The organism is Streptomyces sp. NPDC017936, from assembly GCF_044328485.1.
Lineage (GTDB): Bacteria > Actinomycetota > Actinomycetes > Streptomycetales > Streptomycetaceae > Streptomyces.
Genome location: NZ_JBIRHK010000002.1, coordinates 659,866 through 684,949, shown reverse-complemented (window position 1 = coordinate 684,949; position 25,084 = coordinate 659,866). Strand labels below are relative to the sequence as shown.

The 25,084-nt window shown below is 73.7% G+C and carries 23 protein-coding genes and 1 pseudogene; 13 read left to right on the top strand and 11 right to left on the bottom strand.

Features of this window, described 5'->3' with window-relative positions:
• Positions 1–28 precede the first annotated feature (28 nt).
• Positions 29–1,327, bottom strand: coding sequence for an enterochelin esterase (fes, locus tag ACH4F6_RS06570; protein WP_397958756.1), 1,299 nt, complete (start codon positions 1,325–1,327; stop codon positions 29–31).
• A gap of 143 nt (positions 1,328–1,470) precedes the next feature.
• Between fes and ACH4F6_RS06565 the strand changes: the two genes are divergently transcribed.
• Complete coding sequence (locus tag ACH4F6_RS06565) at positions 1,471–3,300, top strand: hypothetical protein (RefSeq protein WP_397958755.1); 1,830 nt, start codon at positions 1,471–1,473, stop codon at positions 3,298–3,300.
• Between the two features lie 84 nt (positions 3,301–3,384).
• Positions 3,385–4,440, top strand: coding sequence for a YncE family protein (locus ACH4F6_RS06560; RefSeq protein ID WP_397958754.1), 1,056 nt, complete (start codon positions 3,385–3,387; stop codon positions 4,438–4,440).
• A 165-nt stretch (positions 4,441–4,605) separates the two neighbouring features.
• Here ACH4F6_RS06560 and ACH4F6_RS06555 read toward each other — a convergent pair whose 3' ends face one another.
• From ACH4F6_RS06555 to ACH4F6_RS06535, 5 genes are all read right to left on the bottom strand, one after another.
• Positions 4,606–4,938 (bottom strand): DUF3140 domain-containing protein, encoded by a 333-nt coding sequence (locus ACH4F6_RS06555; RefSeq protein ID WP_397958753.1) that lies wholly within the window; start codon positions 4,936–4,938, stop codon positions 4,606–4,608.
• A gap of 6 nt (positions 4,939–4,944) precedes the next feature.
• Entirely contained in the window at positions 4,945–5,172 is a 228-nt protein-coding gene (locus tag ACH4F6_RS06550) for a DUF2945 domain-containing protein (RefSeq protein WP_397958752.1), read from the bottom strand.
• 101 nt (positions 5,173–5,273) lie between these two features.
• Positions 5,274–7,445 carry a SpoIIE family protein phosphatase gene (locus ACH4F6_RS06545; protein WP_397958751.1) on the bottom strand — a complete coding sequence of 724 codons (2,172 nt, stop codon included), beginning with the start codon at positions 7,443–7,445 and terminating at the stop codon, positions 5,274–5,276.
• A gap of 284 nt (positions 7,446–7,729) precedes the next feature.
• Positions 7,730–8,890, bottom strand: a complete 1,161-nt coding sequence (locus tag ACH4F6_RS06540; protein WP_397958750.1) for a PQQ-dependent sugar dehydrogenase — start codon at positions 8,888–8,890, stop codon at positions 7,730–7,732.
• 89 nt (positions 8,891–8,979) lie between these two features.
• Positions 8,980–10,014: a glycoside hydrolase family 5 protein gene (locus ACH4F6_RS06535; RefSeq protein ID WP_397958749.1), complete on the bottom strand. Its 1,035-nt coding sequence runs from the start codon at positions 10,012–10,014 to the stop codon at positions 8,980–8,982.
• A 517-nt stretch (positions 10,015–10,531) separates the two neighbouring features.
• On the opposite strand from ACH4F6_RS06535, the gene ACH4F6_RS06530 reads away from it, so the two are divergent.
• A complete protein-coding gene (locus tag ACH4F6_RS06530) occupies positions 10,532–12,016 on the top strand; it encodes a glycosyltransferase family 2 protein (RefSeq protein WP_397958804.1) in 1,485 nt (494 codons plus the stop codon).
• Positions 12,017–12,182: 166 nt separating this feature from the next.
• Here ACH4F6_RS06530 and pqqE read toward each other — a convergent pair whose 3' ends face one another.
• The 5 genes and pseudogenes from pqqE to pqqA all read right to left on the bottom strand — a co-directional run bounded on the left by pqqE (position 12,183) and on the right by pqqA (position 15,584).
• Positions 12,183–13,313: a pyrroloquinoline quinone biosynthesis protein PqqE gene (gene pqqE / locus ACH4F6_RS06525; RefSeq protein WP_397958748.1), complete on the bottom strand. Its 1,131-nt coding sequence runs from the start codon at positions 13,311–13,313 to the stop codon at positions 12,183–12,185.
• Positions 13,310–13,531 carry a pyrroloquinoline quinone biosynthesis peptide chaperone PqqD gene (gene pqqD / locus ACH4F6_RS06520; protein ID WP_397958803.1) on the bottom strand — a complete coding sequence of 74 codons (222 nt, stop codon included), beginning with the start codon at positions 13,529–13,531 and terminating at the stop codon, positions 13,310–13,312. Before pqqD ends, pqqE begins: the two co-directional genes overlap by 4 nt.
• A gap of 275 nt (positions 13,532–13,806) precedes the next feature.
• A pseudogene (gene pqqC, locus ACH4F6_RS06515) lies at positions 13,807–14,541 on the bottom strand (pyrroloquinoline-quinone synthase PqqC); the annotation flags it as partial.
• Entirely contained in the window at positions 14,538–15,434 is an 897-nt protein-coding gene (pqqB, locus tag ACH4F6_RS06510) for a pyrroloquinoline quinone biosynthesis protein PqqB (protein ID WP_397958747.1), read from the bottom strand. The pseudogene pqqC and the gene pqqB, both read right to left, overlap by 4 nt.
• 9 nt (positions 15,435–15,443) lie before the next feature.
• Entirely contained in the window at positions 15,444–15,584 is a 141-nt protein-coding gene (gene pqqA / locus ACH4F6_RS06505; protein ID WP_397958746.1) for a pyrroloquinoline quinone precursor peptide PqqA, read from the bottom strand.
• A 439-nt stretch (positions 15,585–16,023) separates the two neighbouring features.
• On the opposite strand from pqqA, the gene ACH4F6_RS06500 reads away from it, so the two are divergent.
• The 10 genes from ACH4F6_RS06500 (at position 16,024) to ACH4F6_RS06455 (ending at position 24,959) form a co-directional block, all read left to right on the top strand.
• The gene (locus ACH4F6_RS06500) at positions 16,024–17,676 is read left to right on the top strand and encodes an FAD-dependent oxidoreductase (protein WP_397958745.1); all 1,653 of its coding nucleotides are present in this window, start codon (positions 16,024–16,026) and stop codon (positions 17,674–17,676) included.
• A gap of 276 nt (positions 17,677–17,952) precedes the next feature.
• Positions 17,953–18,699, top strand: coding sequence for a hypothetical protein (locus tag ACH4F6_RS06495; protein ID WP_397958744.1), 747 nt, complete (start codon positions 17,953–17,955; stop codon positions 18,697–18,699).
• A gap of 114 nt (positions 18,700–18,813) precedes the next feature.
• Positions 18,814–19,509: a class F sortase gene (locus ACH4F6_RS06490; RefSeq protein WP_397958743.1), complete on the top strand. Its 696-nt coding sequence runs from the start codon at positions 18,814–18,816 to the stop codon at positions 19,507–19,509.
• Between the two features lie 175 nt (positions 19,510–19,684).
• Positions 19,685–20,839: a SchA/CurD-like domain-containing protein gene (locus ACH4F6_RS06485; RefSeq protein ID WP_397958742.1), complete on the top strand. Its 1,155-nt coding sequence runs from the start codon at positions 19,685–19,687 to the stop codon at positions 20,837–20,839.
• A gap of 95 nt (positions 20,840–20,934) precedes the next feature.
• Entirely contained in the window at positions 20,935–21,321 is a 387-nt protein-coding gene (locus ACH4F6_RS06480) for a cupin domain-containing protein (RefSeq protein WP_397958741.1), read from the top strand.
• Positions 21,318–22,586: a beta-ketoacyl-[acyl-carrier-protein] synthase family protein gene (locus ACH4F6_RS06475; RefSeq protein ID WP_397958740.1), complete on the top strand. Its 1,269-nt coding sequence runs from the start codon at positions 21,318–21,320 to the stop codon at positions 22,584–22,586. Before ACH4F6_RS06480 ends, ACH4F6_RS06475 begins: the two co-directional genes overlap by 4 nt.
• Positions 22,583–23,833 carry a ketosynthase chain-length factor gene (locus tag ACH4F6_RS06470; RefSeq protein WP_397958739.1) on the top strand — a complete coding sequence of 417 codons (1,251 nt, stop codon included), beginning with the start codon at positions 22,583–22,585 and terminating at the stop codon, positions 23,831–23,833. The genes ACH4F6_RS06475 and ACH4F6_RS06470 overlap by 4 nt, the downstream gene beginning before the upstream one ends.
• A gap of 30 nt (positions 23,834–23,863) precedes the next feature.
• Positions 23,864–24,121, top strand: coding sequence for an acyl carrier protein (locus tag ACH4F6_RS06465; protein WP_397958738.1), 258 nt, complete (start codon positions 23,864–23,866; stop codon positions 24,119–24,121).
• 1 nt (position 24,122) lies between these two features.
• On the top strand, positions 24,123–24,602 hold the full coding sequence (locus ACH4F6_RS06460; RefSeq protein ID WP_397958737.1) for an SRPBCC family protein: 480 nt from the start codon (positions 24,123–24,125) through the stop codon (positions 24,600–24,602).
• Positions 24,603–24,623: 21 nt separating this feature from the next.
• Positions 24,624–24,959, top strand: a complete 336-nt coding sequence (locus ACH4F6_RS06455; protein ID WP_397958736.1) for a TcmI family type II polyketide cyclase — start codon at positions 24,624–24,626, stop codon at positions 24,957–24,959.
• The last annotated feature ends 125 nt before the right edge of the window (positions 24,960–25,084 follow it).

The following is a 25,084-nucleotide window of genomic DNA, read 5'->3' as shown; positions in this document are numbered from 1 at the left end:
TGAGGCCGCCGGGCCCGGCGGGCGGGGGTCAGCGGGCCAGGAGCTCCACCAGGCCGTCGGCCAGTTCCGTGCGCCAGCACAGGTAGTCGTGGCCGCCGTTGAACTCCCGGTAGGAGGAGTCGTGGTAGCCCGCGGACGCCAGGGTGTCGCGCAGCCGGCGGGCCGCGGGCAGGGCGACCCACTCCTGCTCGCCGAAGGAGAGCCACAGGCGCACCGGCAGCCTCGGCGCCCCGGCGAGGACGCGGGTGAGCCACTCCGCGTCCTCGCCCACCGGCCACCAGAACGAGCCCGACTGGACGAGGGCGTTGCCGAAGCGGTGCGGAGCCGCCACGGCGGCGTAGGCGGCGGTCAGTCCGCCCAGGCTCTGCCCGGCGATCACGGTGCGCGCCGGGTCGGCGGTCAGGGGCAGGCGCCCGGCCGCCCAGGGCAGCAGGTCGTCGGCGAGGAAGGCGACGTACGCGGGGTTGCAGGTCAGTTCCGCCCAGCGGGTGGGCGCGTCCACGGCCTCCGGCAGCACGGCGGCGACGGGCGGGATCCGGCCGTCGGCGATCAGGTTGTCCAGCAGGTGCGACAGGCCCAGCCGGGGCTGCCAGTGCTCGCCGTCGAGCAGCACCAGCACGGGCAGCCCGGCCGTGCGGCACGCTGCCGCGCGGTGCCCGGCGTCCGGCGCGGCGCCGGGCGGCGCGTACAGCCACACGCGCCGGCTGCCGCCGAGGCGCCCGGCGGGCACGCGGTGCTCGGTGACGGTGCCGCGGGCGACGTCCGGGCGCGGTTCCCAGTCCACGGCGCGCGGCGCGGCCGGGAGTTCGGCGTACGGCACCGGGTCGCCGCCCCAGCGGCGGGGCAGCGTGCGGGAGTTGAACGGGTCGCCGGCCCGGTGGGAGCGCAGCCGGCGCCAGTAGTCCGGCGCGCCGGGGTCGAGTCGGGTCCCCTCGTCGACGTGCAGTTCGTAGGTGCCGCGCCAGTCGTGGCGCAGCCGGAGCGTGAGGTGCCACACGTCCGTCCCCGGGACGCGCTCCATCAGGTTGTTCTCGGGGGCGCGCGGATCGCCCAGCTTGTTGGGCAGCGCCTCGACGGCCCGGGTGGCGGTCGTGCCGCGCCACAGGAACGTCACCGCCCGGTGCTCGGCGCTGCCGTACGGGTCCGGCCCCACCAGGGGCGTGCCGTGGGCGCGGACCTCGGCCCAGAACTCCTCGACGCCGTCCGGGCCGGGCAGCGCCCGGACGGGCTCGGCCAGCCGGGGTACCGGGTGCGGCCGGGCCGGACGGGGCGGGTGGTGCGGGGTGTTCCGGGGAGGCGAGGCCAGAAGCGTGTGTACGGAATCCAATTGACGGTCCATGATCTCTGAGTTAGGTTAGCCTTACCTTACTTGATCGCACGTCGTGTTCCGCGCCGGCCGTCGCCGCCCCGTCGTGCCTCCTCCTCTCCCCTCCGTCCCCTCCCGGACGTCCGCCTGCCAGGAGCAGCATCATGACCTCTGACAGATCCGCTTCGCCCTCCGGTGCCCGGCTGAGCCGCGTGGCCGTCCTGACCGCCGGCGCGACCCTCGGTCTGGGCGCCCTCTGCGCCGCGCCGGTGGCCGTGGCCGGCCCGGGCGGCACGGAGGCCACCGGCACGGTGGCGTCCGCGGCGGACGCGGCCGCGCCCTCGGTCGCCCTGGGCGCGTCCTCGGTACGGCCGGGCGGCGAGGTGCCGTTCACCGCCACCGGCTTTCCGGCCGGGGCGACCCTGAGCGTCAAGTTCGACGACACCGCCCTGCTCGGGCAGTTCCCGATCGGCGCGGACGGCAGCGTGTCGGGCACGGTGACCGTTCCCGCCGACGCGAGCGCCGGCGGCGGCCACTGGCTGCGGTTCCTGGCTCCGCGGACGAGTGTGCGCAGCGCGGATCTGACGGTCACCGCCTCCCCCGCGCCCACCACCCCGGCGCCGCAGCCGACGCCCACGCCGACACCGACACCGACCGCACCCCCGGCGGCCGGACCGAGCGTGCGGCTGACCGGCGGCGCCCAGGTCGCCGCGGGCGGCAAGGTCTCCTTCGCCCTCTCCGGGTTCGTCACGGGCCAGGACGTCACCGTGAAGCTGGACGACGGCGACATCCTCGCCCGGTGGACGGACGCGGTGCGGGCCGACGGGACGTTCTCCGGCACCGTGACGGTCCCCGGGTCGGTCCCCGCCGGGGCGCACTGGCTGCGTTTCCTGGCCCCGGACCCGGCCACCAGCCTCAAGGCCGGCTTCACCGTCACGCCGTCCGCGGGCGGCGGCTCGGGCGGGTCCACGGGCGGCGGCTCGGGCGGGTCCGCGAGCGGCGGCTCGGCGGGCGGCGGCTCGGCGGGCGGCGGGAGCGGATCGAGCGGCGGGAACTCCGGCGGCACCGGCGGTTCCGGCACGACGGGCGGTTCCGGCACGGCCGGCGGCTCCGGCAGCGCCGCCGGGGCGTCCGCCACCGTCACCGCGGGCTCCCGGGTCGCCGCGGGCGGCGAGGTCTCGTTCCGGGTCTCGGGCTTTCCGGCCGGGCAGCAGCTGACGGTGAAGCTGGACGACGGCGAGATCCTCGGCCAGTGGACGACCGGTTCCGACGGGTCGCACTCCGGCGGCGTCACGGTGCCCGCCGGCACCACGGAGGGCGCCCACTGGCTGCGCTTCCTCGCCCCGAACCCGCCGACCAGCCTCAAGGCCGGCTTCACCGTCACGTCCGGCGCGTCCGGAGCGTCCGGCACCGGAGCGTCCGGCACGTCGGGCGGCACCGGAGCGGGCACGGCGGGTGCGACCCCCGCGCCGGCCGCGTCGGGCGCACCGGCCTCCGCCACCGACGACGCCGGGGCGAAGGCCGAGATCACGGCCAGCCTGGTGCAGGCCGGCGGCACGCTCCACTTCCGGGTGACCGGATTCCCCGCGGGGCACCAGGTCACGATCAAGCTCGACGACGAGGCCGTCCTCGGCCAGTGGAAGGCCGACGGCGACGGCTCCCACGAGGACGACGTGACGGTCCCCGCGGACACGGCGGCCGGCGACCACTGGCTGCGGTTCCTCGCGCCCGATCCGCCCACCTCGCTGAAGGTGGCGTTCACGGTCACCACGGCCGGGACGGACGGCGCCGGACCGTCCGCGAACTCCTCCGCCCCGCCCCGGACCGACTCCCTGAAGGCCGTCGCGGCCACCTCCGGGGCGGTCCCCGTCTCCTACGCCACGATCGCCTGGTCCGCGGCGGCCGCCGCGGCCGGCGGCGCCGCCGGAGCCGCGGCCACCACGCTGCTCGTCGTCCGCCGGCGCACCGCCGGGCGCCCCGCGTCGAGCGACTGACACGCCGCCACCGTGCGGCCCCCGAACCACTGCTCCCCTGCAGTGAGTACCCCGTTGATCCCCGAGAGAGGGAGTTCCCCCACCATGTCCGTTCCCGCCACCCGCACCCCCCGCCGTCCCGCGGTCGCCGCGGCCGTCGCCGTGGCGCTCGCCGCCGGCACCACGCTGACGCTGGCCGGCACCGCGTCGGCGCACACGAGCGGTGCGGAGGTCACCACCGCGAAGCTCACCAAGGGCCTGTACCAGTCGGCCTACTCCGAGCGGAACGGCGTCCTGTGGGCCACCTCCGCCGTGGGCCGCCCGCCGGTCACCGAGTCCCACCTGCTGAAGGTCGACCCGAAGACCCTCGAGATCGAGGCCGACTACACCCCGCCGGTCACCGACACCGCCACCGGTGCCGTCGAGGCGGTCTACGGCGTCGCCGTGGACGACGAGCACAACACGGTGTGGACGACCAACACCCGCGACAACAGCGTCTCCGTCTACAGCCAGCGCACCGGCGAGCGCCTGGCCGGCCTGCCGAACGTGGCCCACGCCCGCGAGATCGTCGTCGACGAGCGGCACGACACGGTCTGGGCGAGCGGCTTCGGCGACGGCACGCTGGTCGCCTTCGACTCCAAGACCTTCGAGGAGAAGAAGCGCGTCACCGTCGAGGGCGCGGGCCCGGCCGGCCTGGCCGTCGACGAGAGGACCGGCACCCTCTACGCCGCCGACCTCAACAACGACCGGCTCATCGAGCTGACGCCCGGCTCCGCGGCTCCGCGCTTCCTCCCGGCCGGCGACGGCCCGATCTCGGTCTCCCTGTCGAAGAACGGCCGGACGGCCTACACCGCCGACCAGACCTCGGGCACCGTGTCCGTGATCGACCTGCGCAAGGGCACCGTGACCAAGTCCGTGGCGACCGGCGCCGGCGCCCTCTCGGTGGCCACCGACGAGCGCTCCGGCGACGTCGTGGTGGTCAACCGCACCGCCGCCACCGTCACGGTGGTCGACCCGCGCCGGGGCGTGGTCGAGGAGACCGTGGCCACCGGCGCCAATCCCAACCACGTGGAGGTCGCCGACGGCACCGCCTACGTGCTCGACAAGTCCGGCGCCGGCCAGACCGAGGACACCCTGACCCGGATCCGCCTCGCCCGCTGACGGATCGGGCGTCCTTCCCCCGGGGCGCACGCCACGCCCGCCGCGCGGACGCGGTGGGCGTGGCGTGCGCCGAAGCGCTGTTCCCCTCCGACGAACCGCTGTTCCCCTCCGGCGACCCGGTTCGTCCACCGGCCGCGGGGGGAGCGCGGTCCGGACGGGGCCGGGTCAGGCCAGCGGGTCGTGGCCCCAGTTCATCAGGGAGTGCCGCCAGCGGGTGTCCCGCACGTCCCCCGACGGGCGTTGGGCGAGGTGACGGCGGATGTAGCCCACGACCTTGCGCATGTGCTCGTAGTCGTCGTCCGAGAGGTCGCCCTTCTTCGCCCGCAGGATCCGCGCGATCCGGCGGCCGGAGGCGTGCCCGGTGGACTCGCCTCCGTCCTGGTGCTGTCCGGCGCCGCGCGAGGGCTCGGACTCGAGCCACTCGTCGAGCCGGGCCGGTGTCATGTTCACCAGCTCGTGGAAGTCGTCCCAGGTCTCCTTGCGCTCCTCGTCCCGCACGCCGCCTCACTTCTTCTTCAGCGCGGAGGGCTTGTGCACCGCCGACCTGCCGGACTTGTCGCTGCGCACCTGGTACTGCGGTGCGTCGGGCGACGCGTCCACCGTGCGGCCCGCCGCCTCGGTGCGTTCGGTGATCTCCTTCTCCACCTCGCCCTCGGCCCGGCCGCCGTGACTCTCCCAGGCGACCTCGTCGCCCTTCTCCAGCTTCCTGCCCTCACCACGGCTCTTCGCCATACGGCCACTCCTTCGGGGACGACGGGTCCGCTCTTCCAGCGTGGACGCGTTCCGCCCGCCCCGCAGCTCGTGCGGACCGGTGAGCGGGCCGCGGGCGCCGGTCAGCCGTCCACCCGTGCCGCCTCGTCGGGTTCGAGCGCGAAGGCCGGGAATCCGGTGGCGTCGCTCAGCTCGGCCCAGACGGTCTTGCCGCGGCGGGCGTGGCGGGTCCCCCACTGTTCGGCGAGCTGGGCGACCAGCAGCAGGCCGCGCCCTCCCTCGTCGAAGATCCGGGCGCGCCGCAGGTGCGGTGTGGTGCTGCCGGCGTCGGAGACCTCGCACAGCAGGGTGCGGTCGTGGATGAGGCGCAGCCGGATCGGGGTGCGGCCGTAGCGGACGGCGTTGGTGACCAGTTCGCTGACCACCAGTTCGGCGGTGAAGCCGAGCTCCTCCAGTCCCCAGGCGCTCAGCTGCCGGGCGACGTCCGAGCGGGCCCGGGCGACGGCCGCCGGGTCGGGTTCCACCTCCCAGGTGGCGACCTGGTCGGCCCCGAGGGCGCGGGTGCGGGCGAGGAGCAGGGCGATGTCGTCGTCGGGACGGTCGGGCAGCAGGGTGGTGAGCACCGTGTCGCAGACCGCGTCCAGGGAGGGGGCGGGCCGGACGAGGGCGTGCCGCAGCGCGGTGAGGCCGACGTCGACGTCGTGGTCGTACGCCTCGATCAGACCGTCGGTGAACAGGGCGATCAGGCTGCCTTCGGACAGGTCGACGTCCACCGTCTCGAACGGCAGGCCGCCCAGGCCGAGCGGCGGGCCGGGAGGCAGGTCCAGGAGGTGGGCCGTGCCGTCCCGGACCACGACGGCCGGCGGCACGTGCCCCGCGCGGGCCAGGGTGCAGCGGCGGGAGACGGGGTCGTGGACCGCGTACGGGCAGGTGGCGCCGATGTCCCCGTCGGACCCGGTCTCCGGGTCGGTGGAGGCCTCGGCGGACAGGCGCAGGACGACGTCGTCGAGGTGGGTGAGGAGTTCGTCGGGCGGCAGGTCGATGTCGGCCAGGGTGCGCACGGCGGTCCGCAGCCGGCCCATGGTGGCGGCGGCGCGGATGCCGTGGCCGACCACGTCGCCCACCACGAGGGCCACCCGGGCGCCGGACAGCGGGATGACGTCGTACCAGTCGCCGCCCACCCCGGCGTCGGAGCCCGCCGGGAGGTAGCGGTAGGCGACGTCCACGGCCGACTGCCGCGGCGCGCCGCGCGGGAGGAGGCTGCGCTGGAGGGTGAGGGCGGTGGCGCGGGCGTGCGCGTAGCGGCGGGCGTTGTCGACGGCGACCGCGGCCCTGGCGGCGATCTCCTCGGCGAGGAGCAGGTCCTCGTCGTCGTAGCCGACGGTGTCGCCGCGCCGGAGGAACTGGGCGACGCCCAGCGTGGCGCCCCGGGCGCGCAGCGGGACCACCGGTGCGGAGCGGGCCCGCCGGCCGTCGGGGGCCCCGTCGTACCGGTGCCGGGAGGGCCGCCCGGTGCTCAGGGCGCACGCCGACGGCGACCCGTCCGGGCAGGTGTGGAGCTGCTGCAGCGCGACGGTGTCGTCCGGCCCGATGTCGTCCGGCCCGCTCCCGGCCGCCGGTCCCCGCGCCGTCCGGCGCACCAGGAGCCGGCTTCCGTCCGCGGTGTCCTCTCCCCGCAGCGCGGTGTCGAGCAGGTCCACGGTGACGACGTCGGCGAAGTTCTCGGTGGCGAGGTCGGCCGGCTCCTGTGCGGTGCGGACGATGTCCAGGGTGGTGCCGATGCGCGTGCCGGCCTCGTACACCACGGCCGTCCGCCACCGCAGCCGCCGGTCCCGCTCCTCCTCGAACGCGGCGACGCCCTGTTCCGGGGTGCGGTCCACGTAGAGGGTCGACAGCGCGGTCAGCTCGCGCGCCGCCGCGCTGATCGCCTCGGGGTCGCCGCTGAGCCGGGGCAGCTGCGCGAGGAGTCCGTCGTTGACGATCCCCTGCGCCAGGCGGAAGGCGCGCAGCACGGTGCTCAGGGGGGTGCCGTGCCGGGCCGGCCGCCGGGCCCGCTCCTCGTCGGCGAGCGGTGGTTCGACCACGGTCCGTCCGGTGCCCTGGGCGAGGCCGGACAGGGCGGCGGCGATGTGGTCGGCGATGTTGTCCGAGGTCACCCGGGCCACGTCCGGGTCGTCCCACGGTTCGGGGAGTTCGCCGCGCAGGCACCGCTCCACGTCGGCGGCGAGCGCGTCCGCTCGCGAGCCGAGCTCGTGCGCCGCGCGCGCCAGAAGACCGCCGACCGTGGGCTTCACACTGACGACGCTACGCCGCTCGCGCGGGTGACTCCGACCGGTGCGGGCGTGAGGTGCGCCGGCCGGGTGCCGGCCGCCCCGCGGAACCGGGCCGCGGGGCCCGGGGCGGCCGCGGGGCGGTCGGTCCGGGGCCGGCGCGGGCCGGCGGATCACCCGGCCGGCGCGCGAGAGGTCCCCGCAGCCCGCGCCGGCGGGCCTGCGGGGACCTCTCGACGGCCGGCGAACGCCGGATGCCGGATGCCGGATGCCGGATGCCGGGCGCCCGGCGCCCCCGCCGCCCGGTGTCAGCGCAGTTTCACCTCGAGCACCTTGTCCGCGTTCTTGCCGGCCTTGTCGGTGGTGACCCACAGGGCCCGCTCGCCCGGGACCTTCACGACGTCCCGCAGACGGCCGTAGGTGTCGGCGTAGTACGCGACCGGGGTGCCGATGCCGGTGGCGTGGACCGGGATGCGCCACAGGCGCTGGCCCCTGAGCGCGGCGACGTACAGGGCGCCGTCGGTGTACACCAGACCGCTCGGCACGCCCCGGCTGGGGTGCCAGTGGTGCGCGGGAGCGGTCATGCCGGCGGTGGAGCAGGGGCCCTCGCAGGTGGGCCAGCCGTAGTTCCTGCCGGGCTTGACGAGGTTCAGCTCGTCGTGCGTCGCCTCGCCGATCTCCGTCTCCCACAGGCGCCCCCGGTCGTCCCAGGTGAGGCCCTCCGGGTTGCGGTGGCCGTAGGAGTAGACGAGGGTGCCGAAGGGGTTGCCCGGTGCCGGCTTGCCCGCCTTGGTCATGCGCAGGATCTTGCCGTTGAGCGACTTCTTGTCCTGCGCGATGCGCGGCTCGTCCGCGTCGCCGGTGGTGGCGTAGAGGTAGCCGTCCGGGCCGAACTTGATGCGGCCGCCGTTGTGCAGGCCCCTCTTGATGCCGGTGACGAGCGGCGTGTAGTCGCTGATCCGGGAGCCGTCGAAGGTCAGCCGGGCGATGCGGCAGTCGTTCTTCGCCCCGTGGTAGACGAAGATGTGGTGGTCCCGGCTCCAGTTCGGCGACACCGCGATCCCGAGCAGCGAGGCGCCGCTGCCGAACGCGGCGATGTGCGGCTCGGCCTTGACCTCGGACCTGGCGCCGGACCGGGTGACCCGGTACAGCTTGAGCGAGTCCCGTTCGTTGATCAGCGCCGTGCCGTCCGGCAGCCAGTTCACGCCCCAGGGGATGTTCCAGCCCGACGAGACGGTCTTGACGCCCGAGGGCGCGGAGGCCCTGGGTTCGGACGGGGCGGGCTCGGCGGACCACGGCGCGGGGCCGAACCCGTCGGGCCAGGGGACGGCACGGCCGGGCCCGTCCGGCCCGCCGGGCCAGGGCGTGGCGTGGCCGGTGGCGGCGGGCACGGCCAGCAGACCGGCGGCCGCGGCCACGGCGATCACGGCGCGGGCCACGGCCGTCCGGCCGGTTCTGACGATGGACACAGGCGGATCCTCCTGAAAGCGGCTGATGACGACGTCCGAGGTGGGGAGAGGCCGGGAGCGGCCGGCAGCGGTGCGCAACGGGCGGGTGCTCAGCCCCTGACCCGGTTCCTGACCCACACGCCGTTGGGGGTGAGCTCGGTGCCGGTGAACTTGGCGGTGCCGCAGGCGCCCTTCTTGAAGACCGAGAGGTCCTTGTGGTTGTCGGAGAGGCTCCAGTTCGTCCAGCTGATCTTCTTCTTGGCCATGACGTCGACGAACTTCTGGGCCATGGCGTAGTCGGTGCCCCAGCCGTTCCAGGACGCGACGGCCCACTCCGTGACGAAGATCGGGAGCTTGTCCGAGGCGCGGTCGAGGACCTTGAGGAACTGCTCGCGTCCCGCGGTCGCGTAGAAGTGGAAGGTGTACATGACGTTCTTGTCGCGTACGGGGTCGTCGACGACGATCTTCTCGTTGCTGCGCTCCGCCAGGCCGAACGTCGCCCAGCCCCGCGTCGGGACGAGGATCACGCTGTCGGGGACGCGGGAGCGGATCACCGGCATGATCTGCTGGGCGTAGTCCTTGATCGTGGGCCAGCTCACGTGGTGCGGCTCGTTGGCGATCTCGTAGAGGACGTTGGTCTTGTTCCTGTGCTTCTCGGCGATCTGCCGGAAGAACGTGCGCGCGTTGGCGAGGTCCTGGTGCGGGTCCCCCGGGTGGATCGTGTGCCAGTCGACGATGACGTACATGCCGCGGGCGGTCGCCATGTCGACGAGCCGGCTCGCCAGTTCGGTGTACTTCTTCGGATTCGCGTGGTAGCCGCCCTCCCGCGCGTACGTCGAGACGCGCAGCACGCCGGCCTTCCAGTCGCGTGCCTGGGCGTCCAGGGCGGCGGCGGTCAGGCACTGCGGGTACCACTGCGTGCCGTGCGTGCTCATGCCCCGCAGCTGGACCGGTTTGCCGGACTGGGAGCACAGTTGTGTGCCGCAGACGCGGAGTTTGCCGTACGCCTGGATCGGAGTCACGGCCTTGGCCGCCGTTCCGCTTCCCTCCGCGTGCGCCGGGGTCGCGGGAAGAAAGCCGAGCGTCCCCGCGAGGGCCAGCGAAGACCAGGCGACGCGACGGCTGCGGGAAGTCAGTGAACGCACTTCTGCCTCCAGTTCGTGGGAATGAATCCGAAGGCAAATATGACGAAACGACAGTCATTCGTTATGCGGCGCCCCCGCGCTTCGTCCGGGCGACGGTGAATGTTCACCCCTGCGGGGCACGACCGCCCGGCGTCGCGTCGCCCCGGCCCTACCCGTCGAGATTATTCCGATCACCAGGCTTTCGGATAACCGCACTTCCTCGTCCCGGGTCGGCCAGCCACTCCGGCGCATCCTTCATTCGAGCGACCGGTGCAGCAATCGGCTTAGCCGAATGCGCAGGTCACAGCCTGTCTGGCTAGTGGTTTGAGGGACCACCACATTCAAGGAGCACACCTTGAGCGTTGATTCCTCCGACACCACGATGGAGACGACGGACCGGCCGACAACCGGCCGGAAGATAACTCATCGGTTCGAGGAGAGCGCCACCTGCGTACTCCCCCAACCCCCGGACGACAAGGAGAAGTACTCCTACGCGAGGCGTCACCTCTGGGTCCTCACGGTCGCCTCGCTCATCAGCATGAGCTGCCTCGTCCTCAGCCAGTTCATGCTGATCCGGTCGTCGACACTGCTGTTCGTCCTGCTGCCGTGCCTGGGCTTCAGCGTCCTTTACTACATCGTCTCGCTGCGCGTGAACAGCTTCACCGCCGACTTCGACCTCGTGGCCCATCGCCGGTTGGTCGAGGAATGGCGTCCGACGGTGTATCCGACGGTCGCCGTCTTCCTGCCGGTGTGCGGCGAACCCCTCGACGTCCTGAGGAACACCTGGACGCACGTGCGCCGCCTCGCCGACCACTACCCCGGCAAGGTCACCCCGTACGTGCTCGACGACTCCGCGGCCCCCGAGCTCGCCGCCCTGGCCGGTGAGCTCGGCTTCGTCTACGGCAGCCGGCCCAACCGGGGCTGGTTCAAGAAGGCCGGCAACCTGCACTACGGACTGGGCATCTCCGACGAGGAGTACGTCCTCATCCTCGACGCCGACTTCGCTCCCCGTGCGGACCTGCTGCACGAACTGCTGCCGTACATGGAACGCCACCCCGAGACCGGCATCGTCCAGTCACCGCAGTACTTCCGCGTGGCCGACCGGCAGACGTGGATCGAACGCGGCGCCGGCGCCGTCCAGGAGCTGTTCTACCGGGCCATCCAGGTGTCCCGTCAGCGCCACGGCGGCGCCATCTGCGTCGGCAGCTGCGCCGTCTACCGGCGGGCGGCCCTGGAGGCCAACGGCGGCACCACGCTGATCGAGCACTCGGAGGACGTGCACACGGGCTTCGACCTGGGCCGTCTGGGCTGGACGCTGCGCTACGTGCCGATTCCGCTCGCCACCGGCAACTGCCCCGACAACAAGAGCGCCTTCTACCACCAGCAGTACCGCTGGTGCTCGGGTTCCATGAGCCTGCTCGGGAGCAGGAAGTTCTGGAGCGCCAAGCTCAGGCTCACCACCCGGCTCTGCTACTTCTCCGGTTTCCTCTACTACATCCACACCGCCCTGTTCACCGTCGTGGCCCCGCTGATCCCGATCGTCCTGCTGGTGGCCATGCCCGAGAAACTCAAGGTCGAGTACGCGGCGCTGGTCCTGCCCAGCGTCGTCTACACGCTGCTGATCTTCCCCTGCTGGCACAGGTGCCCCTACCGGATCGAGGCCTGGGCCGTGCGCCTGATGTACGGCTGGGCGCACCTGTTCGCCATCTGGGACATCGCCCGCGGCAGGCGCCAGGCCTGGCGGCCCACCGGCTCGGCCGCCGCCGGCCGGAAGAGGAACAGGCGCTTCGGCGTCGGCGTCTGGGTCTGGAGCGGCGGCACGGCCCTGCTGTGGGTCGGCGGCGCGCTCTGGCGCATGCTCACCCTGTACCCGCCGGACTTCGCCCTCGTCCTGGCCTCCGGACTGTTCTACGCCGTGGTCGTGGGCCGCGTGCTCGTCCCGCCCCGCGCCGCCACGGAGGCGTCCGTTCCCGGGATCGCGCGGAGAAAGCTGGAACCCGCGGAGAACCTCGGAGCTCTGTGAAACGCGAAGAGGTCCTCGGAGCCCGGACGGCGCGGCTCCGAGGACCTCTGTGCGTGTGCCCGCTCGTGCCGGTGCCCGCGTGTGCGGTGTGCCGGCGTGTGCGATGTGCCGGCGCGTGCGGTGCGTTCGTGCGTGCTGTGTGCGGTGCGGGGACCGGGTCCGGACGTCAGCGGGCTTGCGGCAGGGCCCCCGGGCGGCGGTGCACGTACGGCGGTGGTTCCGGGGCGGGGGCGCCGTCGGTGAGGGCGCGGACGAGGTGGTGGTCGGGGGACAGCGCGCACGCCGGGTCGGTGCGGGCGGCGTCGCCGGTGAGGGCGTACGCCTGGCAGCGGCAGCCGCCGAAGTCCTCCTCGCGGCGCGGACAGGTGCCGCAGGGGCCGGTCATCCAGCCGGTGCCGCGGTAGCGGCCGAAGGCCGGGGAACGCTCCCAGATCCAGGCGAGCGTGTGGTCCCGGACGTTCGGCGGGTCGAGGTCCGGGAGGGAGGCGGCGGCCGGACAGGGCAGGACGGTGCCGTCGGGGGCGACGGTGAGCGAGACCGCCCCCCAGCCGCCCATGCAGGGCTTGGCGACTCCGTCGAAGTAGTCGGGGAGGACCCAGACCAGCTCGACCCGGCCGGCGAGCCGCTCCCGCCACCGTTCGACCGACTCCCGGGCGCGGGCCAGCTGTTCGCGCGTCGGCAGCAGCGCGGCGCGGTTGAGCAGGCCCCAGCCGTAGAACTGGGTGTTGGCCAGCTCGACGCGGTCCGCTCCCCAGGACGCGCCCAGTTCGACGAGGGAGTCGACGGCGTCGAGGTTGTCCCGGTGCAGCACCACGTTGAGGCCGAGCGGCAGCCCGGCCCGGCGCACGAGGGCCGCGGCCCGCTCCTTGGCGGCGAAGGAGGACGGGCGTCCGGCGATCCGGTCGTTGGCCGCGGGGTCGGCGTGCTGGACGGAGAGCTGCACGCTGCGCAGCCCGGCCGCCCGCAGCGCGGTCAGCCGGGCCTCGTCCAGGCCGGTGCCGCTCGTGACCAGCTGGGTGTAGATCCCGGCGGCCTCGGCCGCGGCCACGATCCGCTCCAGGTCGGGCCGCAGCAGCGGTTCGCCGCCGGAGAGATGGGTGTGCACGACGCCCAGCCCGGCGGCCTGGCGCAGGACGTCCGCCCAGTCGTCGGCCGTCAGTTCGGCGGAGCGGCGGGCCAGTTCCAGCGGGTTGGAGCAGTAGGGGCAGTGCAGGGGGCAGGCGTGGGTGAGCTCGGCGAGCAGCGCCCAGGGGCGTGCCGGGTCCGCCGGGACCTCCGTGGCCTCGAGAACGCTCACGTGAGCCAGCCCTCCTGGTGCAGGCGGTCGAGGAAGGCGGGCACCTCGGTGGCCACCGGGGCGTCCGGGTGGCGCCCGGCCAGCTCGTCGACGATTCCCCGCACGGTGCGCGTGCCGTCGCACAGGCGGACGATGCGGCCGGCGTGCCCTTGGAGGACGACGACGCGTTCCGGCAGGACGAGGAGGTCCGTGCCGCGCACGGTGTCGTGCCGCAGCATCAGGGCGGGGGCGAGGGCGGGGCGCCACGCGCCGCCCGGCACCGCGGTCACCCCCGGCCCCGCGAACCGGCCCGCCGGGGCCGGACGTCCGGCTCCGGCTGCCCGTCCGGCTCCGGCCGGCCGTCCAGGCCGCGGCCGCCCTCCAGGCCCCGCAGACCGTCCGAGCCGCGGCCGCCGTCCGGCCCCCGCGCACCGTCCGCACCCGGCACGCCGCCCAGGTCCCGGCCGCCGTCCGGGCCCCGCGCGCCCTCCGGACCCGGCTCCCCGTCCGGGTGCCGTCGCTCCGCCCGGTCCCGCTCTCCCGGACGTCCCTGCTGCACGGCGTCGAGCAGGGCCCACAGGACGTCGCACTTGAAGGCCAGCGCGGCGAGGACCCGTTCCTGGTCCTCGCGGGTGCGGGCCCACTCCATGACCAGCGCGAGCGCCTCGGTGCTGTCGCGGCGGCCCTGGTCGACACGGGTGCGGAAGTAGGCGAGCCCGTCCGGCGCGATCCACGAGTAGTGGCGCTCGAAGGCGTCGATGCGCCGGCGCATCAGATCGGGAGCGGTCAGCTCGGTGAGCGAGGCCGCGACGGCCTCCAGCGGCGGACGCAGCCGGCAGAAGTTGACGTAGCCCTCCACCGCCAGCCGGACGCCCGGCAGGACGGAGGCGCCCGTCAGCAGGCTCCGGCGGTCCAGGCCGGCCGCCTCGCCGAGCCGCAGCCAGCGCTCGATGCCTCCCTCGCCCTCGGTGCGGCCGTCGTGGTCCTCGATCCGCCGCAGCCACATGCGCCGCAGTCGCGGGCGGTCCAGCTTCGCGACGATCAGGGCGTCCTTGACGGGGATGTGGCGCTGGTAGTGGAAGCGGTTGGTGATCCAGCGGCGCACCTCGGCCGGGCTGAGGTCGCCTTCGTGCATCCGGACGTTGAAGGGGTGGTGGTCGTGGTACCGCTCCTGGCCCACCGCGCGCAGGCGGGCTTCGAACTCGTCGGGGCTCCAGGGCGCCGTCGGGGCGGCGGGTGCCGTGGTCACAGCTCGATCACCATTTCGTCGTCGGCCACCTCGACACCCAGTCGGGCCAGCTGTTTGTGCTGGGCCGCGGCGGGGTCGACGAGGGGGTTCGTGTTGTTGAGGTGCGTGTAGAAGCAGCGGGCGGACAGCGAGGCGAGGATGCCCGCGGTGCCGCCCGGCCCGTCGATGGGCAGGTGGCCCATGCCGGTGGCGGTGCGGGAGGAGATGCCGGTGCGGCGCGGCTCGTCGTCGTCCCAGAAGGTGCCGTCGACGATGACGCAGTCGGCCTCGGCGGCGGCCTGGTGCAGCGCGTCGGACCAGACGGCGACGGCGGGGGCGTAGACCGCCGACTTCCCGGTGGCCGGCTCGTACAGGCGCAGGGCCACGACCCAGGCGTCGTCCTCGGGGGCGTCGGCGGCGTAGCGGGGGCGTTTCGCGGAGACGGGGACGGCGCTGATCCGCGGGCCGCGGCCGGCCGGCCCGGAGGTCCCGCCGTGGCACGGCAGGTCCCGCCAGGTGAGGGTGGTGTACGGGCCCAGCACCGCGTCGAGCCGCAGGCGGTCGGTCAGTGCGCGGCGGACCGGGGCCGTGGCGAGGATCTCCAGGCCGTCCGCCTCGCGCAGCCGCGCGAGGCCCAGGGTGTGGTCGAGTTCGGCGTCGGTGAGGACCACCCCGGCGATCGGGGTCTGCCGGGCCCCGGGCCCCGGGTGGAGCGCCGGGTGGGCCTCGATCTGGTCGCCGATGTCGGGGGTGGCGTTGACGAGGTACCAGCGGCCCTCGTCCGTACGGACCGCGAGCGAGGCGTGGCGGCGGCGGCGCTCGGGATGCACGCGTGCCCCGGAGCATCCGGGGCACGCGCAGTTCCACTGAGGGATGCCGCCGCCGGCCGCGGTGCCGAGCACCTGCAGCAGCACGGCGGCGGACTAGCGGGCGGAGAGGGAGTAGGCGGTGACCTCCAGAGCGGTGTCGACGACCGTGTAGCCGGGCGTCTGCCAGGGGGTGCGGTCCGTCTGCTCCACGGTGGTCCCGGCCGGCTGCTCCGTGGTGTCGGCGGTGTCGGTCATGGGGTGTGCCTTCCTTTCGGGGAGGTGGGTCGGCCCCTGCGTGTCGAGGGGGGTCGGGGACGCGGAGCAAGGAGGTCGCACGGGGGTGGCCTCGGGAGGGTGCGGTCCTCGCCGGCGCGTCGGGGAAGGAAGAAGGGCGCGAGGCCGGAGCACGGCGGTGGCTCGCTGCAAGGAGTATGGACACCGGCGGACGTCCCGACCACCCGGAATCGCCCATCCTGCGTAGCGGCGGGGGCCGAAAGGACGGGCGCCCGGTCCGTTCGGACGCGCCCCCGCGGCCGGGGACCGGGCGCGGGGGCCGACCGCCCGGCCGCCGCCGCGGGGTAAGCGAGTGAAGCCTGAGCCGCCGTCCGCCGTGCGGGTGCCGTGCGGGGCATGCATGAGGGTCCCGGCCGTATCCGGCCGCATCGGCGGCCACACCACGCACTGGAGGCGAGTGATGAACGAGACAGCCGATCACGCCGACCCCGTCCACAAGGTTCCCGTCCTCGTCGTCGGCGGATCCCTGGTGGGTCTGTCGACCTCACTGTTCCTGAGCCGGCTGGGGGTGCGGCACACCCTGGTGGAGCGCCACGCCCGCACCTCCATCCATCCCCGCGGACGCGGCAACAACGTCCGCACGATGGAGCTGTTCCGGGTGGCCGGCATCGAGGAGGCGATCCGCGACGCCGCGGCCACGCTGGCCGACAACCACGGCATCCTGCAGACGCCCACCCTGGCCGGCGACGCGGGCGAGTGGCTGTTCCGGGACATCGACCCGGGCGGCGGCCTGGCCAGGTTCAGCCCGAGCACCTGGTGCCTGTGCAGTCAGAACGACCTGGAGCCGGTCCTGCTCGACCACGCGGTCAAGCTCGGTGGCGACCTGCGCTTCGCCACCGAGCTGATGTCGTTCGACACCGACCCCGAGGGCGTCACGGCGCTGGTCAAGAGCCGCGAGACGGGTGAGCACACCACCGTCCGGGCCGACTACCTGGTCGCCGCCGACGGCCCGCGCAGTCCCGTGCGGGAGCAGCTCGGCATCGGTCAGAGCGGCCCCGGCGAGCTGTTCCACAACGTCAGCGTCACCTTCCGCTCCCGCCGCCTGGCGGACGTGGTGCGGGACCGCCGCTTCATCGTGTGCTACCTGACGAACCCGGACGCCGACGGGGCGCTGCTGCCCGTGGACAACCGGGAGAACTGGGTCTTCCACGCGCCCTGGCACCCCGAGCGGGGCGAGACCATCGAGGACTTCACCGAGGAGCGCTGCGCCGACCACATCCGGCGGGCGGTCGGGGTGCCGGACCTCGACGTGCAGGTCACCGGCAAGGCTCCCTGGCACGCCGCCCAGCGCGTCGCGCGCGCCTACCGCTCCGGCCGGGTCCTGCTGGCCGGCGACTCGGCCCACGAGATGTCGCCCACCGGCGCCTTCGGCTCCAACACGGGCATCCAGGACGCGCACAACCTCGCCTGGAAGCTGGCCGCGGTGCTCGGCGGCTGGGCGGGGGACGGGCTGCTGGACACCTACGACGACGAACGGCGTCCGGTGGCGGAGACCACCAGCGCCCGCGCGGCCGCCCGGTCGGTCGAGCACAGCCACCCCGGCTACAGCCCCGCGCCCGGCACCGGCGGCGCGCCGCAGCGCGGCATCCTGAACGTGACCCTGGGCTACCGCTATCCGCGCGGCGCCGTCGTGGACGCCGACCCGGCGGGCACGGTCGTCCCGGAGCGGCTCGCCCTGACCGGTGAGCCCGGCAGCAGGGCACCACACCTGTGGGTACGGCACCAGGGCCGGCGGATCTCCACCCTCGACCTCTACGAGCGGTCCCTGGTGCTGCTCAGCGACGCGGGGGAACCGAACGGCTGGCACGCGGCCGCCCTGCGGCTCGCGGAGCGGATGTCGCTGCCGCTCGTCCCGTACCGGATCGGCGACGGGTCCGGCGCCGAGCTCGTCCCCGAGGACGGTGCGGACTGGGCGGAGCGTCACGGCACGACCCGCTCCGGCGCCGTGCTCGTCCGCCCCGACGGGTTCGTCGCCTGGCGGACGGCGGGTGCGGTCCCGGACCCCGAATCCACGCTGCGTCAGGTTCTCACCACGACTCTGGCCCTCGGCTGACCTGCGGGGGCGGGCGCGAGCCGGCCTCCTCCCGATCGTGTCGCTCAGCGGTCCCCCTGTCGGCTGCTGGGCGACACGCATGTCCGGAGTCGTCAACTCCCGCCGCGCGAGGGGCTGTCGGTCCGGCGGCGGGCGCTCCGCGCGGCCGGGGCGTTCACTCGGCTGAGCGCCCCGAGTGGTGAGAGCCGGGGACCTGGCTGACGGTGGATCACGTCGGGGTCGGGTTCCCTCAGCTGACAAACCGCCAGCTGCTCGGCCTTGGCGGAAGGAATCACCATGCGTTCTGCTCGTTTCCTGCTGGCAACCGCGGCGGCCTCGGCCGCGCTCGCCCTCGCCGTGCCCGGCTCCTACGCGGCCGACGGCGAGTGGCAGCACGACGGGTCGTCCTACAGCAAGAAGGACGACTCCTCCGACAAGGGGGACAAGGACGACGACTCGTCCTCGAAGGACGACGACAGCTCGTCGAAGGACGACGACAGCTCCTCCAAGGACGACGACAGCTCGTCGAAGGACGACAACGGCGACAAGGACGACAACGGGGACAAGGACGACGACGGCGAGGACAAGGAGGACAAGGGCGACAAGTACGGCTCCTGGAAGGACCACGACAAGGGCGACAAGCACGGCAAGCCCAGCGGCGGCGTGCACACGGGCGGCGGCGCGCTGTTCCTCGCGAACACCGAGGACGGCGGCCACGACCCCAAGCACGACCCGGAGTCGTACAAGGACAAGGACAGCGAGCACGGCAAGGACTCCTGGTCCAAGGACGACGAGGACAAGTCCTACGGCAAGGACGACGAGGACAAGTCCTGGAGCAAGGACGACGAGGACAAGTCCTACGGCAAGGACGACGAGGAGAAGTCCTGGGGCGGCGGCCACGACAAGCCCAGCGGCGGGATGCACACCGGGGGCGGCGCGCTCGCCGAGCCCGGCGTGACCGCGGGCGGTCTCGCCGTTCTGGCCCTCGCCGGCACCGGTCTGTACGTCGTGCGCCGCAAGAAGACCGCGCACGGCCTGGCCTGATCCCGTGCCGGACGCGATAGCAGCCGTGGCCGCCACGACGCACCCCGTGGCGGCCCCGGCCCGGCCCCCACCCGCTCCTGAGCTCCGCAGCCGCGCACCAGTGAGGTCGTCCCGATGGCAGTGTCCCCTTCCCCCTCCCCCACCGACACCGCGCCCGAGCCCACCGGTCAGGGATCCCGCGGAACCGTGACCGTCCTGTGCGCTGTGGTGCTGCTGGTCCTCACGCTCAACCTGTTCGGCGGCAACCGGACCTCGTCCGCCCCCTCCCACCCGCCGCGCGCCCCGCAGGCCGCCGCCCCGTCGGACGGCCCGTCCGGCTCCTCCGGCTCCTCCGCACGGCACGCGAAGGGCAGGCACCTGCCGCGCTCGAAGCCCGTGCGGCTGCTCATCCCGAAGATCTCGGTCGACGCCCCCTTCGTCGACCTCGCCATCAACGCCAAGGGACAGCTCGAGGCCCCGCCGCCCCACGACACCAACCTGGTCGGCTGGTACGCCAAGGGCGCCTCCCCCGGGGAGGCGGGCACCGCGATCATCGCCGGTCACGTCGACACGGCCACCGCGGCCGCCGTCTTCGCCGAGCTCACCGACCTGGAGAAGGGCGACGTCTTCCACGTCGAGCGGGCCGACGGGCGCAAGGCGTCCTTCGTGGTCGACGACACCGAGACCTTCGACAAGGACCACTTCCCCGACCGCCGCGTCTACGCCGACACGGACGAGGCCCAGGTCCGGCTCATCACCTGTGCGGGTGACTACGACCGCACGGCCAAGGACTACACAGCCAACCTCGTGGTCTTCGCCCACCTGAAGTGAGTTCACCGGGCTCCCCGGAGCGGCCGGTCACCCACGTAGTCCACCCGGATCGCGCGCCGGTGGGGACCGGCTCAAGATCGAGGCACGCCCGCACCGCATGCCGCAAGTGAACGCAAGTGAACTCCGCCCCCTGCTCTGTCCTCCCCGTCCTCCCCGCGAAGGAGATGTGCCCAGTATGACCACCACCGCACCCGCTTCCAGGCCGCTGACACGACAGGTGTCGTCGCGTGTCTCCCAGTCCGTGTTCGACGGCTCCCGGCTCCGGGTCGTCCTGCTGGTGGACGTCAACGACGGCGCCCAGCACCAGTTCCTGGAGGCGTACGAGCAACTGTGCACCCAGGTCGCCTCCGTTCCCGGGCACGTCAGCGACCAGCTGTGCCAGTCCATCGAGAACCCCAGCCAGTGGCTCATCACCAGCGAGTGGGAGAGCGCCCCGCCGTTCCTCACCTGGGTGAACAGCGAGGAGCACGTGCGGATGGTGGAGCCGCTGCACAGCTGCGTCCGGGACACCAGGTCGCTGCGCTTCCACGTCGTCCGCGAGACCGGCGGCCCGGCGGACGGCGCCGAGCCCGGCCGGCGCAGCCTCCAGGCCAGGCCCCGGATCGGTGACGGCGTCACCCGTCACGCCCTCACCTTCACGGTCAAGCCGGGCAGCGAGGACGCCGTCGCCGGGATCCTCGCCGACTACGCCCCGCCGAACCCGAGGGTCGACGACACCACCCGGCTGTGCCGCACGTCCCTGTTCATGCACGGCAACCGTGTGGTGCGGGCCATCGAGGTGCGGGGCGACCTGCTCGCGGCGCTGCGGCACGTGGCCCGGCAGCCCGAGGTGCGGGCCGTCGAGGAGGCCATCAACCCCTACCTGGAGCAGGACCGCGACCTCGACGACCCCGAGTCGGCCCGCGTCTTCTTCACCCGGGCGGCGCTGCCCGCCGTCCACCACGTGGCGGCGGAGCGGGACGACCCGGCGGCGGAGCGGCACGCGCTGTACTACCCGGCCCGGCCCGGCTGCGGCATGCGGCTGGCCCGCCTGCTGGCCCAGCAGGACGAGGCGGCGGCGGACGACCCGCTCAACCCGGTCCTGGGCAGCACCATCTTCCAGCGCGACGACGTCGTGGTACGGCTGATCGACGTCCGGGGCGGCCTGACCGCCGGCGACCCCGCCCTCTCCCTCGGCCTGCCGGACCCGGCGCAGGCGGCGGAGCTGACGACGTTCCCCGAGGGCGCCGCCGACGGGCGCGGTTCCGCACCGCGGGACGGCGGCCTCACGCGCTTCCTCGACCTCGCCCGTATGGACCTCATCACCGACCGCCTCTCCCCCCGCGCCTGACCAGTCCGGCACACGGGTCGTGGCGGCCTTCCGGCCCCCCTGTCGACACAGCACACGATCGGAGCATCGTCGTGATCACATCCCGTCCCAGAATCGTGGATCTCAGCGAGGTCGAGCCCAACACCCGGCGCGGCGGTGATCTGCGCGCCATGCTCACGCCCACCACGGTCGGCTCGACCAGCGGCTTCATGGGCGTGGCCATCGTGCAGCCCGGTGACCGCATCGGCGAGCACTACCACCCCTACTCCGAGGAGTTCGTGTACGTCGTCTGCGGGCAGTTGGAGGTCGACCTGGACGGAGAGCCCCACCCCCTGCGGCCCGAGCAGGGACTCATGATCCCCGTCAACATGCGGCACCGCTTCCGCAACGTCGGCGACGTCGAGGCCCGCATCGTCTTCCACCTCGGCCCGCTGGCCCCGACCCCGCCGCTCGGCCACGTGGACACCGAGCAGACCGACGCGGTTCCGGTGGTCGGCTCATGAACCGGCGTGTGGCGGTCACCGGGATAGGCGTCGTCGCGCCGGGCGGCATCGGCGTCCCCGCGTTCTGGGACCTGCTGTCCCACGGGCGCACCGCGACGCGGGGCATCACCTTCTTCGACCCGTCCGGTCTGCGTTCGCGGATCGCCGCCGAGTGCGACTTCGACCCGGCGGCCCACGGACTGGACGCGGACCAGATCGCCCGCAGCGACCGGTACATCCAGTTCGCGCTGGTGGCCGGCGAGGAGGCGGTCCGGGACGCCGGCCTGGACCTCGCCCGGGAGAACCCCTGGCGGGTCGGGGTCTCCCTGGGCACCGCGGTCGGCGGCACCACCCGGCTGGAGCACGACTACGTCCTGGTCAGCCACCGGGGCGAGCGCTGGGACGTCGACCACCGGGAGGCGGAGCCGCACCTGCACCGGGCGTTCGCGCCGAGCACGCTGGCGTCGACGGTCGCGGAGCGGTTCGAGGCGCGCGGACCGGTGCAGACCGTCTCCACGGGCTGCACCTCGGGCCTGGACGCGGTGGGGTACGCCTTCCACACGATCGAGGAGGGACGGGCCGACGTGTGCATAGCGGGCGCCTCCGATTCGCCCATATCTCCGATCACGATGGCCTGCTTCGACGCGATCAAGGCCACGTCCCCGAACAACGACGACCCGGCCCACGCCTCACGTCCCTTCGACGCCGACCGCAACGGCTTCGTGATGGGCGAGGGCGGCGCGGTGCTGGTCTTGGAGGAGCTGGAGCACGCCCGGGCCCGCGGGGCCCACGTGTACTGCGAGCTCAGCGGCTACGCCACCTTCGGCAACGCCTACCACATGACCGGTCTGACCAGGGAGGGCCTGGAGATGGCCCGCGCCATCGGGGTGGCCCTGGACCACTCCCGGCTCGACGGCACGGCGGTCGACTACGTCAACGCCCACGGCTCCGGCACCCAGCAGAACGACCGTCACGAGACGGCGGCGGTGAAACGGGCCCTGGGGCAGCACGCGTACTCGACGCCCATGAGTTCCATCAAGTCCATGGTGGGCCACTCCCTCGGCGCGATCGGCGCCATCGAGGTCGTCGCCTGCGTGCTGGCCCTCGCCCACCAGGTGGTGCCGCCCACCGCGAACTACGAGACCCCCGACCCCGAGTGCGACCTGGACTACGTCCCGCGGGTGGCCCGCGAGCGGAGGCTGAACACCGTGCTCTCCGTGGGCAGCGGGTTCGGCGGCTTCCAGTCCGCGGTGGTCCTGACCCGGCCGAGAGGGAGGACACGATGAGCGAACCGCATCCGCGGCGCGCGGCCGTCACCGGCATCGGTGTGGTCGCGCCCAACGGAACCAGCACCGAGTCCTTTTGGAAGTCCACCCAGGAGGGCATCAGCGTCCTCGACCGGGTCACCCGCGAGGGCTGTGAGCACCTGCCGCTGCGGGTGGCCGGCGAGATCCGGGACTTCGATCCCGCGGCCGCGGTCGAGGAGCGCTACCTCGTCCAGACCGACCGGTTCACGCACTTCGCGATGGCCGCCGCCGACCTGGCGCTGGACGACGCCCGTCTGGGCCACGCCGACACCTCCGGCGAGCCGTTCGCCGTCGGCGTGGTCACGGCGGCCGGCTCGGGCGGCGGCGAGTTCGGGCAGCGCGAGCTGCAGCAGCTGTGGGGCAAGGGCAGTCGCTTCGTCGGCCCGTACCAGTCGATCGCCTGGTTCTACGCCGCGAGCACCGGCCAGATCTCCATCCGCCGCGGCTTCAAGGGGCCCTGCTCGGTCGTCGCCGCCGACGAGGCGGGCGGGCTGGACGCCCTCGCGCACGCGGCGCGCGCCGTGCGGCGCGGCACCGACGTGATCGTGGCCGGGGCGACGGAGGCTCCGCTCGCCCCGTACTCGGTGGTGTGCCAGCTCGGCTACGCGGAGCTGAGCACCGCCGACGACCCGGCGCGCGCCTACCGCCCGTTCACCGAGGGGGCGTGCGGGTTCGTGCCCGCCGAGGGCGGCGCCATGTTCGTGGTGGAGGAGGAGTCCTCGGCCCGGGAGCGGGGAGCGCGGGTGCGGGCCTCCCTCGTCGGGCACGCGGCGACCTTCACCGGGGCCTCCCGCTGGGAGCAGTCCCGCGAGGGGCTCGCCCAGGCCATCCGGGGCGCCCTGGACGAGGCCGGCTGCGCCCCGGAGGAGATCGACGTGGTCTTCGCCGACGCCCTCGGGGTGCCGGAGGCGGACCGTGCCGAGGCGCTCGCGATCGGCGACGCCCTGGGCGCGCACGGCAGGCGGGTGCCGGTCACCGCGCCGAAGACCGGCATCGGCCGCAGCTTCTGCGCGGCGCCCGTGCTGGACACGGCGGCGGCGGTGCTGGCGATGGAGCACGGCCTGATCCCGCCCACCCCGCACGTTTTCGACATCTGCCATGACCTCGACCTGGTGACCGTCCGCGCCCGCGCCGCCGAGCTGCGCACCGCGCTGGTCCTGGGCCGGGGGCTCATGGGCTCGAACTCGGCGCTGGTGCTGCGGCACGGCGCCGCCGACGCCTCGTGACGAGGCAACGGAGCAAAGGAGAGGAACCGCATGAGTGACCGAATCACCGTGGAAGAGCTGGCCGACCTGATGAAGAAGGCCGCCGGCATCACCGTCGCCCCGGAGCAGCTGCGGCAGCAGCCCGGCACCGGCTTCGACGCCCTCGGCATCGACTCGCTGGGCCTGCTGGGCATCGTCGGCGAGCTGGAGAACCGTTACGGCGCGCCGATGCCCCCGGACGCGGAACGCTGCAAGACCCCCCAGCAGTTCCTCGACCTCGTCAACAGCGCCCTGCCGGCAGGAGCGTGACATGGCCGGACACACCCAGAACGAGATCACCATCTCGGCGCCCCTGGACCTGGTCTGGGACATGACGAACGACGTGGCGAACTGGCCGCGGCTGTTCAGCGAGTACGCCTCCGCGGACATCCTGTCCCAGGAGGGGAACAGGACCACCTTCCGGCTGACGATGCACCCGGACGAGAACGGCACCGTGTGGAGCTGGGTCTCGGAGCGGGAGACGGACCGCGACACGCTCACCGTCAAGGCCCGCCGCGTCGAGACCGGTCCCTTCGCGTACATGAACATCCGGTGGCAGTACGAGGAGGTGCCCCGGGGCGTCCGGATGGTGTGGACCCAGGACTTCGAGATGAAGCCGGAGGCGCCGGTCGACGACGCCTGGATGACCGACAACATCAACCGGAACTCCAAGGTCCAGCTGGCCCTGATCCGGGACCGCATCGAGAAGGCCGCCGCGGACCGCGGGGCCGTGCCGTCCGTCACCGACTAGCCGGAGGGGAAGGAGAGGACCATGCACCACGCCCTGATCGTCGCCCGCATGGCTCCGGGGTCGGCACCCGACATCGCCAAGCTGTTCGAGGAGTCCGACCGGGGAGAGCTGCCGCACCTGGTGGGCGTCGCCCGGCGCAGCCTCTTCCAGTTCAACGACGTCTACCTGCACCTGATCGAGTCCGAGCAGGACCCCGGACCCGCCATCGCCAAGGTGGCCGGGCACCCCGAGTTCCGGGACGTCAGTGAGCGGCTGCAGGCGTACGTCAGCGCGTACGACCCGCAGACCTGGCGTTCGCCGAAGGACGCCATGGCGCACTGTTTCTACCGCTGGGAGCGGGACTCCTCCGCCGGCTGAGGCACGTTCCCCGGCCGGCCACCCGGCGCCGGGGGGGGGGGGGCCCCCGGGCCCCCCCCCCGGGGGGGGGCCCCCCCGGCCCCCCCCCGGCGGGGCGAGCGGCGGCGGGCGGCTACCACGGGAGC

What these genes read in the sequence shown, in the direction of transcription:
- ACH4F6_RS06565 (WP_397958755.1), top strand. Translation starts at nt 1,471, where the DNA reads ATGACCTCTGACAGATCCGCTTCGCCCTCCGGTGCCCGGCTGAGCCGC.
- ACH4F6_RS06560 (WP_397958754.1), top strand. Translation starts at nt 3,385, where the DNA reads ATGTCCGTTCCCGCCACCCGCACCCCCCGCCGTCCCGCGGTCGCCGCG.
- ACH4F6_RS06550 (WP_397958752.1), bottom strand. Translation starts at nt 5,172, where the DNA reads ATGGCGAAGAGCCGTGGTGAGGGCAGGAAGCTGGAGAAGGGCGACGAG.
- ACH4F6_RS06530 (WP_397958804.1), top strand. Translation starts at nt 10,532, where the DNA reads ATGAGCTGCCTCGTCCTCAGCCAGTTCATGCTGATCCGGTCGTCGACA.
- pqqD (WP_397958803.1), bottom strand. Translation starts at nt 13,531, where the DNA reads ATGCTGCGGCACGACACCGTGCGCGGCACGGACCTCCTCGTCCTGCCG.
- pqqA (WP_397958746.1), bottom strand. Translation starts at nt 15,584, where the DNA reads ATGACCGACACCGCCGACACCACGGAGCAGCCGGCCGGGACCACCGTG.
- ACH4F6_RS06500 (WP_397958745.1), top strand. Translation starts at nt 16,024, where the DNA reads ATGAACGAGACAGCCGATCACGCCGACCCCGTCCACAAGGTTCCCGTC.
- ACH4F6_RS06495 (WP_397958744.1), top strand. Translation starts at nt 17,953, where the DNA reads ATGCGTTCTGCTCGTTTCCTGCTGGCAACCGCGGCGGCCTCGGCCGCG.
- ACH4F6_RS06490 (WP_397958743.1), top strand. Translation starts at nt 18,814, where the DNA reads ATGGCAGTGTCCCCTTCCCCCTCCCCCACCGACACCGCGCCCGAGCCC.
- ACH4F6_RS06485 (WP_397958742.1), top strand. Translation starts at nt 19,685, where the DNA reads ATGACCACCACCGCACCCGCTTCCAGGCCGCTGACACGACAGGTGTCG.
- ACH4F6_RS06475 (WP_397958740.1), top strand. Translation starts at nt 21,318, where the DNA reads ATGAACCGGCGTGTGGCGGTCACCGGGATAGGCGTCGTCGCGCCGGGC.
- ACH4F6_RS06470 (WP_397958739.1), top strand. Translation starts at nt 22,583, where the DNA reads ATGAGCGAACCGCATCCGCGGCGCGCGGCCGTCACCGGCATCGGTGTG.
- ACH4F6_RS06465 (WP_397958738.1), top strand. Translation starts at nt 23,864, where the DNA reads ATGAGTGACCGAATCACCGTGGAAGAGCTGGCCGACCTGATGAAGAAG.
- ACH4F6_RS06460 (WP_397958737.1), top strand. Translation starts at nt 24,123, where the DNA reads ATGGCCGGACACACCCAGAACGAGATCACCATCTCGGCGCCCCTGGAC.
- ACH4F6_RS06455 (WP_397958736.1), top strand. Translation starts at nt 24,624, where the DNA reads ATGCACCACGCCCTGATCGTCGCCCGCATGGCTCCGGGGTCGGCACCC.